Origin of the sequence: Nocardia uniformis NBRC 13702 (assembly GCF_001613345.1) — a bacterium.
Lineage (GTDB): Bacteria > Actinomycetota > Actinomycetes > Mycobacteriales > Mycobacteriaceae > Nocardia > Nocardia uniformis.
In genome coordinates, this window is the sequence record NZ_BDCE01000114.1 from 20,347 (window position 1) to 37,349 (window position 17,003).

Annotated in this window: 17 protein-coding genes; 9 read left to right on the forward strand and 8 right to left on the reverse strand. The window is 65.6% G+C overall.

Annotated elements, in window-relative coordinates; translation table 11 throughout:
- The first annotated feature begins 189 nt into the window (after positions 1 to 189).
- The 7 genes from NU1_RS37515 to NU1_RS37545 all read left to right on the forward strand — a co-directional run bounded on the left by NU1_RS37515 (position 190) and on the right by NU1_RS37545 (position 7,208).
- Positions 190 to 882, forward strand: a complete 693-nt coding sequence (locus tag NU1_RS37515; protein WP_067529001.1) for a TetR/AcrR family transcriptional regulator — start codon at positions 190 to 192, stop codon at positions 880 to 882.
- Positions 883 to 1,173: 291 nt separating this feature from the next.
- On the forward strand, positions 1,174 to 2,610 hold the full coding sequence (locus tag NU1_RS37520) for an ABC1 kinase family protein (RefSeq protein WP_067529002.1): 1,437 nt from the start codon (positions 1,174 to 1,176) through the stop codon (positions 2,608 to 2,610).
- 24 nt (positions 2,611 to 2,634) lie between these two features.
- Complete coding sequence (locus tag NU1_RS37525; RefSeq protein ID WP_084522169.1) at positions 2,635 to 3,876, forward strand: saccharopine dehydrogenase family protein; 1,242 nt, start codon at positions 2,635 to 2,637, stop codon at positions 3,874 to 3,876.
- A gap of 251 nt (positions 3,877 to 4,127) precedes the next feature.
- Entirely contained in the window at positions 4,128 to 4,826 is a 699-nt protein-coding gene (locus tag NU1_RS37530; RefSeq protein WP_067529004.1) for an ESX secretion-associated protein EspG, read from the forward strand.
- A gap of 49 nt (positions 4,827 to 4,875) precedes the next feature.
- Positions 4,876 to 5,727: a polyphosphate kinase 2 family protein gene (locus tag NU1_RS37535; RefSeq protein WP_067529005.1), complete on the forward strand. Its 852-nt coding sequence runs from the start codon at positions 4,876 to 4,878 to the stop codon at positions 5,725 to 5,727.
- A gap of 129 nt (positions 5,728 to 5,856) precedes the next feature.
- Complete coding sequence (locus tag NU1_RS37540) at positions 5,857 to 6,642, forward strand: DsbA family protein (RefSeq protein WP_245720492.1); 786 nt, start codon at positions 5,857 to 5,859, stop codon at positions 6,640 to 6,642.
- The gene (locus NU1_RS37545; RefSeq protein WP_245720493.1) at positions 6,639 to 7,208 is read left to right on the forward strand and encodes a vitamin K epoxide reductase family protein; all 570 of its coding nucleotides are present in this window, start codon (positions 6,639 to 6,641) and stop codon (positions 7,206 to 7,208) included. Before NU1_RS37540 ends, NU1_RS37545 begins: the two co-directional genes overlap by 4 nt.
- Here NU1_RS37545 and NU1_RS37550 read toward each other — a convergent pair.
- The 5 genes from NU1_RS37550 to NU1_RS37570 form a co-directional block, all read right to left on the reverse strand.
- Positions 7,205 to 8,302 (reverse strand): S1C family serine protease, encoded by a 1,098-nt coding sequence (locus tag NU1_RS37550; protein WP_067529006.1) that lies wholly within the window; start codon positions 8,300 to 8,302, stop codon positions 7,205 to 7,207. The two genes, NU1_RS37545 and NU1_RS37550, sit on opposite strands and share 4 nt — an antisense overlap.
- Before the next feature lie 165 nt (positions 8,303 to 8,467).
- Entirely contained in the window at positions 8,468 to 9,598 is a 1,131-nt protein-coding gene (locus NU1_RS37555) for a cytochrome P450 (protein ID WP_245720494.1), read from the reverse strand.
- Positions 9,599 to 9,607: 9 nt separating this feature from the next.
- Positions 9,608 to 10,816, reverse strand: a complete 1,209-nt coding sequence (locus tag NU1_RS37560; protein ID WP_084522170.1) for a GNAT family N-acetyltransferase — start codon at positions 10,814 to 10,816, stop codon at positions 9,608 to 9,610.
- On the reverse strand, positions 10,813 to 12,096 hold the full coding sequence (locus NU1_RS37565; RefSeq protein WP_067529009.1) for a DegT/DnrJ/EryC1/StrS family aminotransferase: 1,284 nt from the start codon (positions 12,094 to 12,096) through the stop codon (positions 10,813 to 10,815). The genes NU1_RS37560 and NU1_RS37565 overlap by 4 nt, the downstream gene beginning before the upstream one ends.
- An 8-nt stretch (positions 12,097 to 12,104) precedes the next feature.
- Complete coding sequence (locus NU1_RS37570) at positions 12,105 to 13,286, reverse strand: 3-dehydroquinate synthase family protein (protein WP_067529010.1); 1,182 nt, start codon at positions 13,284 to 13,286, stop codon at positions 12,105 to 12,107.
- Positions 13,287 to 13,535: 249 nt separating this feature from the next.
- On the opposite strand from NU1_RS37570, the gene NU1_RS37575 reads away from it, so the two are divergent.
- A complete protein-coding gene (locus tag NU1_RS37575; protein WP_169815201.1) occupies positions 13,536 to 14,330 on the forward strand; it encodes a helix-turn-helix transcriptional regulator in 795 nt (264 codons plus the stop codon).
- Positions 14,331 to 14,333: 3 nt separating this feature from the next.
- Here NU1_RS37575 and NU1_RS37580 read toward each other — a convergent pair whose 3' ends face one another.
- The 3 genes from NU1_RS37580 to NU1_RS42025 form a co-directional block, all read right to left on the reverse strand.
- A complete protein-coding gene (locus NU1_RS37580) occupies positions 14,334 to 15,098 on the reverse strand; it encodes an alpha/beta fold hydrolase (protein ID WP_169815202.1) in 765 nt (254 codons plus the stop codon).
- A 45-nt stretch (positions 15,099 to 15,143) separates the two neighbouring features.
- A complete protein-coding gene (locus NU1_RS42020; RefSeq protein ID WP_157553525.1) occupies positions 15,144 to 15,395 on the reverse strand; it encodes a ZIP family metal transporter in 252 nt (83 codons plus the stop codon).
- 62 nt (positions 15,396 to 15,457) lie between these two features.
- The gene (locus NU1_RS42025) at positions 15,458 to 15,643 is read right to left on the reverse strand and encodes a hypothetical protein (RefSeq protein ID WP_157553527.1); all 186 of its coding nucleotides are present in this window, start codon (positions 15,641 to 15,643) and stop codon (positions 15,458 to 15,460) included.
- A 50-nt stretch (positions 15,644 to 15,693) separates the two neighbouring features.
- Between NU1_RS42025 and NU1_RS37590 the strand changes: the two genes are divergently transcribed.
- The gene (locus NU1_RS37590) at positions 15,694 to 16,746 is read left to right on the forward strand and encodes an NAD(P)-dependent alcohol dehydrogenase (protein WP_067529014.1); all 1,053 of its coding nucleotides are present in this window, start codon (positions 15,694 to 15,696) and stop codon (positions 16,744 to 16,746) included.
- Positions 16,747 to 17,003 lie beyond the last annotated feature (257 nt).

Here is a 17,003-nt window from a genome sequence, read left to right on the forward strand (position 1 = left end):
GTACCCCGGTGCTGCCGGTGGGTTGCTCCATATGTTCCATTCTGCGGTGTCCGGGTGACTACTCCGGGCCACCGGGCCGGGACCGATCGGTGACGATCGACGGCATGCGGGGCTTAAGCTGAAGTCTGTCCCGGAGATTACGCGAGCTAGGAGCCCACGCTGACCACGAAGGAGACCGTGAGCGCCGCCATGGATTCGACTGCGCGCCCCGGCCGTGTGGACGGCCGCAAGCGTCGCTGGCAACAACATAAGATCGACCGTCGCGAGGAACTCGTCGACGGCACCTTGGCCGCGATTCGCGGTCGCGGTGGAGATATCGGTATGGATGAGATCGCCGCCGAGATCGGCGTCTCGAAAACCGTGCTGTACCGATACTTCTCGGATAAGCAGGATTTGACCCGCGCCTGTATGGAGCGGTTCATCGAGACCACCCTGATGCCGCGCATCTACGAGGCCATCAGCGATGACCTCGACGAGTACCAGTTGGTGCGCAATACGCTCGCCGCGTACGTGCACACGGTGGACGCCGATACCGATGTCTACCGCTTCATCATGGGCAATGGATCGTCCACCGACACCTCCACCCTCGCCGACTTCGAGAAGTTGTTCGCGCAGGTGGTGGCGGCGGTCATCACCGATAAGGCGTTCGACCGCGGGGTGCAGACCGAGGGCTCCATGCTGTGGGCCTACGTATTGGTCGGCGGTGTGCAGCTGGCGACGGACTGGTGGATTACAAATCGCACCATGTCCACCGAGGAGATGCTCGACTACCTGACCATGATGGCGTGGAGCGCCATTGAGGGCATGGTGCGTACGGGTGGCTCGCGGGAGTGGTTCAATTCGCAGCCGCACGTACTGCCGGATCCGGAAAACGATCGCTGACCGGCCGAACGGTCCGATAGCAGCATGCGAGTGTCCACTGCCGGTGCGGCTTTCCTCAAGACAGAGGTACGCACCGCAACAATCCGCCGGGCAGTAATCCGGGCGGCAGCCACCGCCGGGGAGTACCGATAAGGCTCGGAATCACGGTTCACAAAGCAGCTGTCTGAGTCTGAGTGCTAGGCCGGAGCCAGCCACGTTGGCTAGGCTGATCTCCGGCGGGCACACGATGTGCGGCACACATCCGCCGAGTCGGCACCAACGGGGGCGCCGATAGCTTCTGGAGGGTCACTGATGGCGAAAGAGCTGCCCACATCCAGGCTTGCGCGGGGGACGAAGCTCGGTATGGCGGTCGCCGGTAATGCCTTGCGCGCCCAGAAAACCCGACGTTCGATGCGGGGGCGCTCGGAGGCCGTGCGCGAGCGAATGGCCGAGGAATCCATGATCCGGGCCACCGAACAGATGGTCATGGTGCTCGGCACCATGAAGGGCGTCGCCATGAAACTCGGGCAGATGCTGTCGGTGCTCGACTTCGATATGGTTCCGCCCGAACACCGTGAGCGTTTCCAACGCCGCCTCGCCGTGCTGCGCGACAGCGCCCCCTCGGTCAACTTCGACACTATGCGCGCGGTTATCGAGGAGGATTTCGGCAAACCGCTCGCCGAGGTGTTCGCCGAATTCGAGCCGGAACCCATTGCCGCCGCCTCCATCGGACAGGTGTACCGCGGCAGACTCCACGACGGCCGCACCGTCGCGGTGAAGGTGCAGTACCCGGGCATCGACGCCGCGGTCCGCGCGGATCTGAAGAACCTGGCCATGTTTCGCCGAGTCCTGCAATCGGCCATGCCGTGGGTGACCCCGGCCGTACTCGATGAGCTGCGGCTGAATCTGGAGAGCGAACTCGACTACGTGGCCGAGGCGCGCACCCAGCGTGAGGTCGCCGAGCTCTACGCCGACCACCCGTTCATCGTGGTGCCGAACACCATGCCGGAACTGTCCAGCACCCGGGTGCTGGTGAGTGAGTACTTCCCGGGCCGTGGTTTCACTGAGATCCGGCAGCTGCCCGCCGAGGAGCGCGACCGGCTCGGCGAGATCATCTACCGCTTCTATGTGGGATCGCTGTTCACCTTCAATGAGTTCTGCGGCGACCCGCATCCGGGCAATCTGCTGCTCGGCGATGACGGGCGGGTGGCGTTCCTGGATTTCGGACTGTTCAACCGGATGAACCCGGAGCATGTGCAGTTCGAGGCCACCTGCATTCGCGCCGCCGCCGAGGAGAACGCGGAAGAGTTGCGCGACCTCATGATCGCGCGCGGCGTTATCGAATCACCCGAGGAGATCACCGCCGAGGAGTGCCTGGAATACGTGCTGGCCGCCTGCGAATGGGCCCTCGTAGATGAGCCGCTGACCATTACGCCGGAGCTGGCCTCGGGTGCGTTCGTGCTGGCCGTGGATCCGCGAGCCAGCGAATTCTCCGGCATGAAACAACAGAATCTGCCACCGGAGCACCTGTTCTCCCGGCGCGCGGACTTCCTGACCTTCGGCATGCTGGGGCAGTTGGAGGCGACCAATAACTGGCATCGCATCGCCCGCGAATGGTTGTACGGCGACGCACCGGTGACCGAACTCGGCAAGAGCCATCACGCCTGGCTCGCGACGCGACCCGTACCGGAGGCGACGACCCCGGCCAAGAAGAAGACCACTCGTAAGCGCACCACCACCAAGGCGTAAGCCGCTGGCTAAGGAGAAATTTCGATGGCTGACCGGGAATTCGATCTCGTACTCTTCGGGGCGACCGGCTTCGTGGGCAAGTTGACCGCGGAGTATCTGACCGGAGCCGCGCCCGCGGGCGCACGGATCGCATTGGCGGGTCGCTCCGAATCGAAGCTGGCGGCGGTGCGCGCGGAACTCGGTCCGGCGGCGGCGAATTGGCCGCTGGTGATCGCGGATTCCGCCGATGCGGCCGCGCTCGACGCGCTGGCCGCGCGGACCAAGGTAGTGGTCACCACGGTCGGGCCGTACCTGCGTTACGGACTGGACCTGGTCGAGGCGTGCGCCGAGAACGGCACCCACTACGCCGATCTGACCGGTGAGCCGCTGTTCATTCGCGATTGCATCGACCGCTTCGGTGAGCGGGCCGCCGAGACCGGCGCGAAGATCGTGAATTCCTGTGGCTACGACTCGATTCCGTCGGATCTGAGTGTGTATCAGCTGTACAAGCGCAGTGTCGAGGACAATGTCGGGGAGCTCACCGACACCACGCTCGTCGCCTGGCTCAAGGGCGGCGCCAGCGGTGGCACCATCGATTCCGGCCGCGCCATGATGGAGGCCATTGCCGCCGATCCGGCCAAGGGATCGGTTATGACGCACCCGTATTCGCTCAGCCCCGACCGGGCGATGGACCCGCAGGTGGGTCGCCAGTCCGATCAGGCGCTGGCGCGGGCCTCCGCTATCGACCCCAGCCTCGACGGTTGGGTGGCAACCTTCGTCATGGCCGCGCACAACACCAAGGTGGTGCGCCGCAGCAATGGTCTGCTGGGCTGGCCGTACGGCAAGAACTTCCGCTACCGCGAGGTCATGAGCGTCGGTTCCTCGCCGGTCGCGCCCTTGGTGGCGGCCGGTGTCGCGGGCGGCATCGTCGCGACCATGGCGGCGGGTGCGCTGCTGTCGCGAGTTCCGGTGGGCCGCAAGCTCCTCGACCGCGTGGTCCCCAAGCCCGGTACCGGCCCCAGTGAGCAGGCCCGCCGCAGTGGCTGGTTCACCATGCGCACCTTCGCCAACACCACCTCCGGCGCGAAATACGTCTGCACCTTCGCGGGCCAGGGCGATCCCGGCTACCAGGCCACCTCGGTCATGCTCGGCCAGGCCGGGCTGGCCCTGGCCTTCGACAAACTCCCCGAGCTGGCCGGAATCCTCACGCCCGCTTCGGCTATGGGCGATGCGCTCACCGAGCGGCTGCGGGCGAATGGGATGAAGATCGAGGTCGAACCGGCCTGATAGCCGCTCCACTCGCACCCGCCCCGCGCGACGGTTCGTCGCGCCGGGCGGGTTCTTTCCGCTTCGGCCCCGCTATGACACGGTGTGCCAAGGTCTCAATCGGGCGTTCTCAGAAGTGCGCACCGTACCGATAGCTCCGGTAATGTCCGATTCGGACGGAGGGTGCTCACAGAAAGGGGGGACCCCGATATGTCCGTATCGGATATCGGGGCCTGCTCGGCAGATTCCGGCGCTGAAGGGAATCTCGCGCCATGACTACGAAGTGGGTCCTGACCCCGGATGACTTCGCGCTGGTCTGGACCCGCGAGACCCGACAGCACCGCCGCCCCTATCCCCTGCACGGCGTCCCCACCGAACCCGAAAACCCGGACACCGCAGCGCCTTTGCACCATCGCTTCCTGCGCCGTACCGATCCGGAGCTGACGGCCGCGCTCATGCTGTGCGCCCGCTCCGACGTCACCACCCTCACCCTCTTCGGCGAGCGCACCGCGGGACCGGCGGTCCGCGCCTTCGCCGCGGTATCGCAGCAGCGGGCCGGAATCCTGGTCGAGCTACCGGATGCGGTGACGGTCCAGGTGTCCCCGACCGATCAGGTGGGCCGGGAACTGGTGGAGGCCGTCGGCTCGGCACCCGCGGGACGGCTCGGACAATTGCGGGAACCGCAGGACGCGGTACTGCGCACCGATGGCCGCGTGGCCTGCACCGAGGTCGAATCCGGTGGTGACGCAGCACTTTTCCGCCGCAAACTCAACGCTCCGGTCGATGGGCGCGGATTCATTACCGTCTCGGTGGCTCCGGCCAATCCGCTCTCTCCGCCGACCCGGCACCGCACCTGGCTGGATTTCTCCAATGATGGCCGCTACCTGCTCAGTACCGCCGCCGATCTGACGCTGACCCCGGTCGACGACGAGGAGTTCGCCGCCCAGCTCATGCACCTGGCCTGCCTGTAATTCGGCGAGTCCGCCACGCGCGACATGCGCACCGTGCTACAGCTGAAAGATGGCGAAGGCGACTACGTGGTCTGTTCCAGTGACCAAAGCTCTACGCGCGGACGGCGCGAAGGTCCGCAAATTCGATACCTCGGCCACCCCGGGGTTCAAGGGCAATAAGCGGGCCGGGGAGGCACTGCTCGCCGAACGCGCGCAAGTGCTGTCGGATCTGCAGGAAAGGCTCTACGCCAACGGCCGCTCCGGCGATCAGCGCAGCGTGCTGCTGGTGTTGCAGGGGATGGATACCGCGGGCAAGGGTGGCATCGTCCGGCATGTCATCGGTTCGGTGGATCCGCAGGGAGTGGACCATGCCTCCTTCGGCGTGCCCACCGACACCGAGAAGAAGCACCACTACCTGTGGCGTATTCGCAAGGAGCTGCCCAGGGCCGGGCAGATCGGCGTCTTCGACCGCTCCCACTATGAGGATGTCCTCGTGGTGCGCGTGCACGAACTGGTCGAGCCCCCGGTCTGGGAGAAGCGCTACGACGAGATCAACAAATTCGAACGCAAGCTGGTCGACGAGGGCACCACGCTCATCAAGGTCGCCATGTTCGTCTCCCTCGACGAGCAGAAGAAACGCCTCATGCAGCGGCTCGAACGCACCGACAAGTACTGGAAATTCAATCCCGCCGATATCGACGAACGCGCCTACTGGCCCGCCTATCAGGAGGCGTACCAGGCCGTTCTGGATCGCACCGGTACCGAGTACGCGCCCTGGCACATGCTGCCCTGCGACCACAAGTGGTACTCGCGTCTCGCGGTCACCGAACTGCTCATCGACGCACTTACCGGCCTGAAACTGGAATGGCCGTCGGCGAAGTTCGATATCGAGGAGCAGAAGCGCCGCCTACTGGAGTCTTGAACAGGAATCTCTCAGGTTCACCCGTAATGATGGCCCCGACGTGTGTCCCGGGGCCGTCAACGGTCACGCAAATCTCGAGGTCCCCGCCGTACCATTGCGGCGCAGGGTCCGAGGCGACAGGAAGGCGTGGTGAACGCGCAGGTGAGCAAGCAGCCGGAACTTCGGAAGAACCCGCTCGCGGCGGCGCAGAAATCCGATCGCAATCGCAAGATCGCCATTCAGGTGGCGGTGGCGGCGGTGGTGGTCGGCCTGATCGCGGCGATCGGTATCGGATTGGCTATGCGCAAGTCCGACAGTGGAACCGCCGAATCGTTCAATCCGACCGTCAGCTTCGACGCGAGTCAGGGCGCGGTCCCGGCGAACGTCAACTCCGGTGGCGCGATCGTCGTCGGCCAGCCGGACGCCAAGGTCAAGGTGCAGATCGTCGCCGACCCGCAGTGCCCGGCCTGCGCCATGTTCGAGAACGCGAACCACGCTGTCCTCGAGAGCGCGGTGGCCGACGGGACCGCGGTGGCCGAGTACAACGTCATCTCGTTCCTGGACAAGGCCTCCACCAATCAGTACTCCTCGCGCGCGGCGAACGCGATCTACGTGGCGGGCAGCACGGATGTGTCGAAGGTGCAGAAGTTCATCGGACTCCTGTTCGAGAAGCAGACGCCCGAGGGCGGCGCCGGACTCACCGATGACCAGCTGATCCAGATCGCCACCGAGGCCGGTTACACCGATCCCGCTGTGGCGCAGGACATCAAGGACAATAAGTACGCCGCCTATGTGCAGGCCGAGACCCAGGCCGTCTTCGACGCGGGCGTCAAGTCCACCCCGTCGGTCTACGTGAATGGCACGCAGGTGCAGACGCAGCAGGAACTCATGGGCCAGGATGGTTTGAAGCCGGTGATCGAGGCCGCGGCGCAGTGATCATTTCCGCTCCACCCAAGTCCGCCTGGGCGATTCTGCTGGGCGGGCTTGTCGGCTGGTTCGCCTCGGTGGTCCTCACGGTCGATAAGTTCAAGCTGTTCACCGATCCCGGCTTCAAACCGCTGTGCAGTATCGATCAGGTGATGGCGTGTACGACGGTCATGGAGTCCGATCAGGCCGCGGCCTTCGGTTTTCCGAATCCGATTATCGGCATTGTCGGCTTCTCCGTGGTGGTGACGCTCGGCGTGCTGGCCGTTTCCGGTATCGGTTTTCCGCGTTGGATCTGGGCCGGGCTGTGGGTGGGGCTGACGCTCGGCATGGCCTTCATCTGCTGGCTGATCTACCAGGCCGTCTTCAATATTCACGCGCTGTGCCCGTGGTGCATGGTGGTGTGGGCGGCGACGCCCGCACTGTTCGCGGTGGTGACCGGGCAGCTGTGGGATAGGTCGCGTGGCGTCTTGCAGATCGTGGTGGAGTGGCGGTGGACCGTGGTCGCCGTGTTCTACGCGGTGGTCACGCTCATTCTGTTCCTCCAGTTCCAGGACTACTGGCTGGATCTGGTCTAGTTCGGCGGTCCGACGCTCAGGGTCACATCGACCGAGCGCTGACCATGGGGCCCGGTGACGTCCAATCGCACGACGTCACCGGGCTTTCGCAGATTCAGGGCCGCGCGCAGCGCCTGCGCGGTGCCGATGGGGCCGCCGTCGAGAGCGATGATGACCTCGCCGTCGACGAGTCCGGCCGTATGGGCGGGCGTTCCGTAGAGGGTGACGTCGATGCGCGCGCCACCGGAGCGGTCATCGGAGGTGAGGATGCCGAGGGTGGCGGTGGGGCCGACGTGCACGGTGTCCGTCGGTGTGCCGGAACGGATTTGGTGCACCACACCCATGGCGGTATCGATGGGCACCGCATAGCCGTTGGGGCCGTCGCCGAGCGCCTTGCGCACATCTCCGGAGGCGGCGGTGACCACACCGACTACCGCGCCGTAGCGATCCACCAGTGCCCCACCGGATTGGCCGGCGGCGACCGGGGCCGCGACTTCGATCATGCCGCGCAGGGACTTTCGGGACAGGTCCGATGAGTTCCGCGCCACAATGGTGCTATCCAGGCCGGTGACGGCCCCACCCACCGCGGTCGGCGATCCGGTACCGCCCGCATTGCCGATGGCCAGCACCTCATCGCCGAGCCGGAGCGGGGCGGAGGTGCCGATGCGCGCGGTGGGCAGCGCACCCGCGCCGGTGAGTTCGAGCAGTGCGATATCGGAGCCGGAGTCGTAACCGAGCACGGTGGCCGGATACACCGCGCCGGTACCGATATCGGTGACGCTCACGCTGTCGGCGCCCTTGATGACGTGATGGCTGGTGAGCACCTGCCCCTCGGCGGTGAGGATGATGCCGGATCCGGCGGCCGCGAGCCCGAACGGCCGCATATTGGCATTGATATTCACCAGGGCGGGCTCCACCACATGCGACACCAAATTGGCGTCCAGGGGCGGCAGCGGCGGACCGAGCAGGCTGTAGGTCGGCGGGTCGGAATTGAACGTCCAGCGGGGCAGCTCACCGTGGTAGCCGAACAGTGCGGTAATGGCCAGTGCGGCCGCGAACACCGCAGCGAGTAGGCGCCCCGCGCCTGGTCTGTCTCGTTCCGGTTCGTCGTACATGCCACCCGCCTCCTGTATGCCCCATCGGGCCCGGCGACTCTGCTTTATGTGTACCAGTACAGCGTGCCGGGGTGAAGCGCTTCAGGGGCTGTGCCCCGGCAGGCCCGCAGAAGACGTCCCGGGCGCAGTGGGCACAGTGGGTCGGCTAGGTGGTGGCGGTTCTCGTCACCATCGCACCGGAAGTGCGGTCAGTCCCCCGGTGAATATCTCCTTCCGCTCGATCAGGTCCGCGGAGTCGACGGCGAGGGTCATGGTGGGGAATCGTTCGACGAGTTGTCCGAACGCCACCTGCAATTCGATGCGGGCCAGCGGCGCGCCGATGCAGTAGCGGGCGCCGTGCCCGAACAGGAAGTGCGCGGCTTCCTGGCGGGCGATATCAACCCGGTCGGGGTCGGTGAACACCTCCGGATCGTGATTGGCGGAGGCCGTGCCGAGCAGTACCAGATCACCCGTGGATATCTTCTCCCCCGCGATCTCGAGCTCGGTGCGCGCGTAGCGCAGCATGCTGCTGGCATCGCAGGCGCGCAGCAGTTCTTCGGTGGCGCTGGCCACGAGGTCCGGGTCTTCTCCCAGCTTGCGCCATTGCGCCGGATTCTCCAGCAGCATCCGCACGCCGGTGCCGATCTGCACCGCAGAGGTCTCATGACCGGCGAAGAGCAAAACCAGTGCGTGCATGGCGATTTCGTCGTCGGCGACACCGTCGACGGCGCACAGCCGCGACACCACATCGTCCCCGGGTGCGCGCCGCTTCCGGCGCACCAGTTCCTGGTTGTAGGCGAAGAGATCGGCCATCCCCTGCTCGACCCGCGCGCGGTCGGTGACATGGCCGACCGCCTCGGTCCACTCCCGGAACTGCGCCCGCTCGCCATACGGCACCCCGAGCAGCTCGCAGATCACCAGGAGGGGCAATGGCAGCGACAGTGCGGCCTGTAGATCGGCCGGGGATCCCTGCGCCTGCATCTCGTCGAGCAGTAGCGAGGTGATTTCCTCCACGCGAGGCCGCAACTCCCGCATACGTTTCGGCGAGAAGTGCGGTTGCAGTAGCGACCGCATGCGTGCGTGATCGACCGGTTCGGTATCGAAATCGCCGATCGGGCCACCGTTGAAGGCCGATTCGCTCATGCGGGCGGCGGTTTCCGGAGTGGGATGGGATCGACCGAGCCGGGGATCGGTGAACAGCTCCCGCACCAGCGTGTACCCGGTGGCCAGCCAGGCGCTGTCGCCGGTGGGTGTGGTGATCCGACTGATCCCCGAGGCACCGGTCATCGGGCACACGGTCGGCGCTGAATTCCGCATGACAGCTCCTCAGAAGGGTGTGGTGTTGAAGGGGCGTCGGCCGGGGGCGAAGGCCCGATCCAGAGCGGTGACAGCGCCGGGGGTCAGTTCTTCGACGCGGCCCGCCCGCTCCAGCTCACCCACGGTGTGCGCGCCGAAATAGGCGGTGGTCATTTCCAAGGGGCTGACCCGCACATCGGCCCGCGCACCATCGGGGGCCGGTTCCCAGGTTCCCTTCCCTCCGGAGATCTCCAGGGCGAAGGTGCCGGAGCTCATTCCCCACGGATCGGCCACGTCGATCACGCCTTGGAAGTCCGCCGCGAAGGACCGGGCACGAATGGCCTTGGCCAGGTTGATGATCCACATCCAGACACCCGCGTCGACACTGCTGACAGCAGCCGTGCGAAGGTCTTCCAACAGCAGTGGCGTCGGATCGTCCACCGCGGTATCCATTCGGATTTCGGTGTATTCGCCGTGCCCGAGCAAACAGCGCAGCAGTTCACGATGGGCACTGACGGTGAGTGCGCAGAAGTCACGCACCACCACCGCGTCGCCGACGAGGTCGTAGATTACGTAACCGTCGGGGTGGACGATAATGAACGGTTCATCGCCGATACTGCTCGGCCACCAGAACTCGCTGCGACTCAGGGCACCCGGTGTGGATTGCTGCCAGCGGGCGTAGATCTGGCGCAGTTCCGAGACGGTCTCCCGCAGTCCGACCTCCCGCACCGAGCCCGAATCCGGTTCGGCCACCCTCAGTTTCGCGCAGCGGCGATCGATGCGCAGGTGCCGGGTGTAGGTCGCCACCCCGACGTAGGCGTAGCTGCCACCCGGTCCGGGCATGGCCGCCAACACATCGGCCCCGGTTTCCATGGCGATGGTCATCAATTCGGCCTGCACCTTGGCGTAGATGCCGCGCTTCTGATGGGTGGTCGCCACCATGCCCTGCGCACACGCCGCGACCTCGAGTTGCGCGCCGCCGGGCACGGTCACGGTGGTGCGAATAATGGCGGCGGTACCGACAATGCGCGGGGCCCGCGGTTCGCTCACATCCTCGACCACGGCGATATCCTCGAGCCGGAACTGGCGTTTCCAGGCCTCGAAGTCCGCGGTTTTGACGCCGCCGAAGGCGCGGTCGTAACGGTCGCGCAGGGCGTCCCAGTCCGATTCGACGGCCCGGCGGGTGTGCACGCCGACAATGGCGCGGCTCTCCCAGTCGGACATCAATTCCGATGTCATGCCATACCTTTCGCTGTCAGGGATGAGGCCTGCGCACGCACCTTGGACAGGGCGGCGAGCAGGTCGTCGATATCGCCGCCATCGCCCAGCAGCACGCTGTGGTGCATGAGCAGGGTGTGGTCGCGGTAGTGGTCGGCCCCGGGGAAGGGGCGCCCGGCCGCGCGGGCGGCGGCGTCGTTCCACCACCGGGCGAAGCGCGGTTTGGTTTCGGGTCGCAGTAGAACGCTGCGGTGCAGAGGAACTCGCGGTGGATAGATCTTGGTGCCCAGCTCGGCGGTCAGTGCCGCGGCGACACTCTCGATCGAGGCGTCGCCGAAAGTGCCGGGGCGGAACTGGATTCCGTATTCGTAGACGGCGCGGCGGTCGATCTGCGCGGGTACGGGGATCGGGGCCAGGCCCGGGATATCGGGAAGTCCGGCTTCGAGTTCCTTGGTCCGGGACGCACGGAGCGCGTGCTGGTGGTCCAACCGCCGCAGTTGATCCAGCAGTATCGCTGCGGTCAGTTCGGACATGCAGTAGTTCGCGCCCATGACCGTGCCGATTTCCACCAGTTCGTCTTCACCCGGTGCGGGTTCGTGGGTGGTGTATCCCCGGGAATCGGCGCGCAGCATGAGCATTCGCTCGTACAGCCGCGTGCTGTCGGTGATGGCGACGCCCGCCTCACCGGCGGCCAGGGTCTTGGCGGCACCGAGGCTGAAGACCCCGATATCACCGAAGGTGCCGACATTGCGTCCGGCCCAGCGTGTTCCGTGCGATTGCGAGCAGTCTTCGATGAGCCGGAGTCCGGCGTCGCTGACGACTCCGAGAATGTCGTCGAGTCGCACCGCCGTACATGCCAGATGGACCGCTATTACGGCCCTGGTGCGGTCAGAAATGAGGCCCCGGATGTGTTCACCTGTGAGACAGCCGGTCTCGGGGTCGACGTCGGCCAGCACCGGCAGTGCGCCGACGCGCAGCACAGCCGACGCGGGCGCCACCCAGGTCATCCCGGGCACGATGACCTCGTCACCGGGTCCGATTCCCAAGGCCTCCAGGGCGATGACCAGCGCACTGGAACCGTGGTCGACGCTGACGCCGTGGGCCGCACCGTTGTAGTGCGCGAAGGCCGCACCGAAGAGCCGTTCGCGGGATTTCCCGCCATTCGGGCCGTGTCGGCTCACCGACCAGCGTGCGGATCGCAGTGCGGCGAGGAGTTCCCGCTCGGTCCGGTCGTCGTACTGCGGCCACTGTGGCCAGGGCCTGCCGTCCCGCACCGGAGTTCCGCCGTGAATTGCCAGCATCGCGCCGCCTATACGCCGACCGCGGCGGTGGATCGCTTTGTGATAAACGTAAGCGCCTGTCGAATCTCCGGGATCGAGACATACACCAGCGGAAGGTCTCCCGTGGTTTCCGGGCGGCCCAGGGCGCGCAGCAGCACGAACGGCACGGCATCGGCGCGCGGTTCGAGATACCCCTTCTTATTGTCGTCGGCGACGACGGCCAGCACATCGGCGAGATCGACCGATGCGGGTAGGCACGGTGGCAGCCCGAGTCCGGTGACGATCTCGTAGTGGACGCTCACCTCGTCGTCGGACAGCCAGCCGCGCGCATACGAGATATGCGCTGCCACCAGCATTCCCAACGCGATCGCGGCCCCGTGCGCGATTCCGGCGCCCCCGCGGGCGCGATGGTCGCAGATCTCGATGGCGTGGCCGACGGTGTGACCGTATTCCAGTACCAATCCGGTGCGGCGTTCGTAGGTATCGAAACGGGTGACCGCGGATTTCGCGGCAATGCTGGCGTCCAGCAGCCACAGCAGCGAATTCGGTGCGGCGAGATCACCGGCCGCGATGACCGCGCGCAGTTGGTCCAGGGTGGATGGCCGGATGGCCAGACAGTTCTTCGCCATTTCGCAGAGGCCGGAACGCAATTCACGTTCGGGCAGGGTGGTGAACAAGCCGACATCGGTATAGACGGCGGTGGGTGCGTAGAAGGTGCCGATGTGATTCTTGCCGACACCGCTATTGATCGCCTGCTTCAGCGACAGTACCGAATCCATGGCGGCGATGGTGGTGGTCGGGACGTGTACCAGCCGCACGCCACGGAACAGCAGATTCGCCAATAGTCCGGCCAGATTTCCGGGCACGCCGCCCCCGAAGGACACCACCACCGAGCGGCGGGTGACTCCGGCCCGCAGCGCCGTTTCCAGGTGATCCGACAGGCAGGACAGGGTTTTCATCGACTCGCCGGCGGGGTGGGTCAGGGTGATCGACTGGGTCCCGGCGGCCAGCCGCTGCATTTCCGGCCGGTACAGCTCGAGCAGGTGATCGTCGGTGACGAAAATCAGACGGTCGGGTGCCAAATCGGCGATAGCGTCCGAGATTTCGGCAATGCAGTCCTCGCCGAAGTAATAGGGAAAGGACTCCTCGCCGATCTCGATCGTGCGCGAACGTAGTCCGGATCTCTCGGAAAACGGTGAATCGCTTGCCATTTCCGTCCTCCTGCTTGTGTGCCACCTCGCTTTGCCAATATCGAATGGGAAGACTCGGTTCGGCAACCGCTGGGATACCCCAGTGATGACCACGGCTCCGAACCGGTACCACTCGATGGGGGCGGGTCCGTTCGCGGTGCTACCGACAGGGGTGGTGCCCGATATCGGCTCGCCCGGTCGGGACCGGGAACTCGACCTATCCTGAGGGCGAAATGATCTCGGCGTGAGGACGGATATACGGCTATGTCGGTGGCTGGCAATGAAATCAATGTGCTGTCCACCGATGAGCTGCGCGCGCCGACCCTGGCCGAGTTCGTCAGGGAACGCCGGGGACGGGCCACCAGCGCGAATCCGGCCGGTCTGACCCGCAAACAGTTGGCCGAGGCCACCCACGCCAGCCTCGGCTATATCGCCAAGATCGAACAGGGCGAGGCGCTCAATCCCGGTCCGGCCGTGTTGGATTCGCTGGCCACGGTATTGGAGTTGGATACGGCCGAGCGGATTCACCTCTACCACCTCGCCCAGCAGCGGCCCGGTGCACCGAACCCGCGACCGCTGCGCCAAGACGAGGAGGCAGCCGCAGCGGTGCGCACCATGCTCGATGCGCTGCTCCCCCATTTGGCGGCGGCGCTCGACGACGGCTGGCGCATTGTCGACTGCAATACCGCCTTCGACGAGGCGCTCCCCGGGCTGGCCCGGGACGGGCATGTGCTGCGGTGGATGTTCACCGATCCACGGGCGCGCATAGTCGTCGAGGAATGGGAGCGTGAGGCACGGCTGATGGTCGGCCGGTTTCGCGCCTATGCCGCCGATGCCCCCGATCGGGACGGTATCGACCGGGTGCTGCGCGAATTGGGTGAACAACCGGACTTCCGGCGGCTGTGGAGCGTCGGGCATGTGCGTATCGGGCGGAGCGATCCCACCTTCACCTTGCGAAATCCCCGGACCGCCAGCGTTTTCGACGTCCGGGTGCAGCGGTACCGCGGTACCGCACCGGGTCCCGCGTACCAGCTGTTCATCGGTCTGGTGGAGAGTCCGAAATGATGGCTACGGTAGTCCGTCGAGGAAGGTCAGTACCAGCTCATTGAACTCGTCCGGATGTGTCAGATTCGGTGTCAGCGAAGCACCGGCAATGGTGTGCACCGTGGTCGGATTGCCCAGTACGGCTGCCAATTCCGCGACTTCCTCGGGACTGTTGGCTTGGTCCGCCAATCCCCGGACCACCAGGGCCGGACAGGTGATGTCGCCCAGCAGTTCGAGTACCGAATCCCGGTGGATCATGCAGTCCGCGGCCAGCCGCAGCCGAGCGCGATCCTCCGTGAACCATTTCTGCCGCCAAGGCTTTTGATCCTCGGCGGTTCCTCCGATCATGAGTGAGGCAACCATTTTTATGGTCGGCGCGAGCGCCGCCGTCCCCGCCCAGGCATCGGTCACCTCGCGATATCCCACCCGCCGCTGCGGACTCATGGCCGATCCGGAGGAGCCGACCAGGATCAGACCGTCCACCCGAGGTCGCGCGAGCAGGGCCATGCGCACCGCGGTGAACGACCCGTACGCGGTGCCGCCCACGACGGCCCGCTCCAGGCCGAGATCGTCCAGTACGGCCCAGGCGTCCCGAGCCAAATCCCAATAGCTGAACGGTATTTCATCATCCTCGCTCAACCCGTGGCCCCGCGAGTCGATGGCGATCAATCGATATTTCGGCGTCAACGCCGCCACTTGCGCCGCGAACATCTCCTGATCCATGAACAGGCTGTGCCCCAGCACAACTGCCCGTCCCCCACCGCCGGTATCCGTGTAATGAATCTTCACGCCCCCTCGCGTGACAAACGGCATTCTGAAACTCTCTCGCCTCGCTTACATATCGCCCACGGTACCGTACCGTTCCTGCACCGTACTGAGATCTATGGTTTTGCGGCGCTGGATGATTCGGCCTCGGTGGCGCAACGCCGCGATCATGGGCATGCAGGCCACACCGGCAAGTGTGCAGAACAGCGGCGCTTTGAAAGGCTTCCCGGCGTGCGACTCGGGGAGGATGTCGACGGTCGCGCGGTACAGCAGAAAGCCCGCGAAATAGCCGAGGTACAACCCGACGAGTTCGGGTGGCACCTTCACCAGGGTGCCGATAATCGAGCCGATAGCGGGTGCGGTGGCATCGAGGCCGAGCAGGATCAGTCCGCGCCGCCGCTCACCCTGGCCGCGAGCCCCGGTACGAGCCGTTTGCGTTCGCCGATTCGGACCGCAGCCAGGCCACCGACCAGCGTCATACACGTGGACAGCACCGATAGCAGGATGGCCATCGAATCAGCGGGCCGACCGGCCGCCCGATCTCGGGTGAGCCACAACGAGGGTGACATTCCGGACGAATCCTTGGTGGATCGACGTATGCGACGGTAGGCATGTAGTTATGAGCACAGCTGCCGCTTATGCCGTATCCGCACCCGATGGCCGTTTCGAGAAGGTCACCATCGAACGCCGTGAGCTCGGCCCGCACGATGTGCTGATCGATATCAAGTACGCGGGCATCTGCCACTCCGATATCCACACCGCACGCGACGAATGGGGCGGCGCCAAGTACCCCTGCGTACCCGGACACGAGATCGCGGGCCTGGTCGCCGCGGTCGGCTCCGCGGTCACCCGCCACCGGGTCGGCGACCGCGTAGGCGTCGGCTGCATGGTCGATTCCTGTGGGGAATGCGAACCCTGCGTCGCCGGGGAGGAGCAGTACTGCATCCCCGGAGCCACCATGACCTACAACACCCCCGTCGCCCCCGAAATCCAGGCCGACGGGTACACCATGGGCGGCTACTCCACGCAGATCGTGGTGACCGAGAACTTCGTGGTGTCCATTCCGGAGGGTATCGGCCTGGATGTGGCCGCACCCCTGCTCTGCGCGGGCGTCACCCTGTTCTCGCCCCTGCGGCACTGGAACGCGGGCCCCGGCAAGCGGGTCGCGATTATCGGCATGGGCGGCCTGGGCCACGTCGGCGTCAAGATCGCTTCCGCCATGGGCGCGGAGGTCACCGTCCTCAGCCACTCCCTGAGCAAGCAGGAAGACGGCACCAAATTCGGCGCCCACCACTACTACGCCACCAGCGACCGCCAAACCTTCCGCGACCTGCGCAACCACTTCGACCTGATACTCAACACGGTGTCCGCGGACCTCCCCATCGACAGCTACCTGAAGCTGCTCCGCCTCGACGGCACCCTGGTAATTCTCGGCCTCCCCGAAAACCCGCTCCAGATAAAGCCTTTCACGGTGGCCGGTTATCGCCGCTCCCTCGCCGGATCCATGATCGGCGGCATCGCGCAGACCCAGGAGATGCTCAACTTCTGCGCCGAACACGGTATCGGCGCGGAGATCGAGACAATCTCCGCGGACCAGATCGACGGGGCCTACGAGCGAGTCGTCGCCAGCGATGTGCGCTACCGCTTCGTCATCGACACCGCGACCATGTAACCGTTGTCATCAGTCCACCTCGGCTGCTCCGGCTCGCAGACACGGCTGCGCCGGATCAGCGCCGGCGCTCGACGCCAGCACGGTCCGACTACGCAACTGGAGCCGACTCGGCGGCAGCGAGTCCGGCCTCCACCCAAGCATATTCACCGAAGCGGTCGCATGATCAGTTGCGACACGCGAAAGCGCTGGTAGAGGGAATAATTCGCTGGCGTGTCGCCCGCTGGACGCGATAGAATTCGAACATGCATTCGACACCC

What these genes read in the sequence shown, in the direction of transcription:
- NU1_RS37515 (WP_067529001.1), top strand. Translation starts at nt 190, where the DNA reads ATGGATTCGACTGCGCGCCCCGGCCGTGTGGACGGCCGCAAGCGTCGC.
- NU1_RS37520 (WP_067529002.1), top strand. Translation starts at nt 1,174, where the DNA reads ATGGCGAAAGAGCTGCCCACATCCAGGCTTGCGCGGGGGACGAAGCTC.
- NU1_RS37525 (WP_084522169.1), top strand. Translation starts at nt 2,635, where the DNA reads ATGGCTGACCGGGAATTCGATCTCGTACTCTTCGGGGCGACCGGCTTC.
- NU1_RS37530 (WP_067529004.1), top strand. Translation starts at nt 4,128, where the DNA reads ATGACTACGAAGTGGGTCCTGACCCCGGATGACTTCGCGCTGGTCTGG.
- NU1_RS37535 (WP_067529005.1), top strand. Translation starts at nt 4,876, where the DNA reads ATGGCGAAGGCGACTACGTGGTCTGTTCCAGTGACCAAAGCTCTACGC.
- NU1_RS37550 (WP_067529006.1), bottom strand. Translation starts at nt 8,302, where the DNA reads ATGTACGACGAACCGGAACGAGACAGACCAGGCGCGGGGCGCCTACTC.
- NU1_RS37555 (WP_245720494.1), bottom strand. Translation starts at nt 9,598, where the DNA reads ATGCGGAATTCAGCGCCGACCGTGTGCCCGATGACCGGTGCCTCGGGG.
- NU1_RS37560 (WP_084522170.1), bottom strand. Translation starts at nt 10,816, where the DNA reads ATGACATCGGAATTGATGTCCGACTGGGAGAGCCGCGCCATTGTCGGC.
- NU1_RS37565 (WP_067529009.1), bottom strand. Translation starts at nt 12,096, where the DNA reads ATGCTGGCAATTCACGGCGGAACTCCGGTGCGGGACGGCAGGCCCTGG.
- NU1_RS37570 (WP_067529010.1), bottom strand. Translation starts at nt 13,286, where the DNA reads ATGGCAAGCGATTCACCGTTTTCCGAGAGATCCGGACTACGTTCGCGC.
- NU1_RS42025 (WP_157553527.1), bottom strand. Translation starts at nt 15,643, where the DNA reads ATGTCACCCTCGTTGTGGCTCACCCGAGATCGGGCGGCCGGTCGGCCC.
- NU1_RS37590 (WP_067529014.1), top strand. Translation starts at nt 15,694, where the DNA reads ATGAGCACAGCTGCCGCTTATGCCGTATCCGCACCCGATGGCCGTTTC.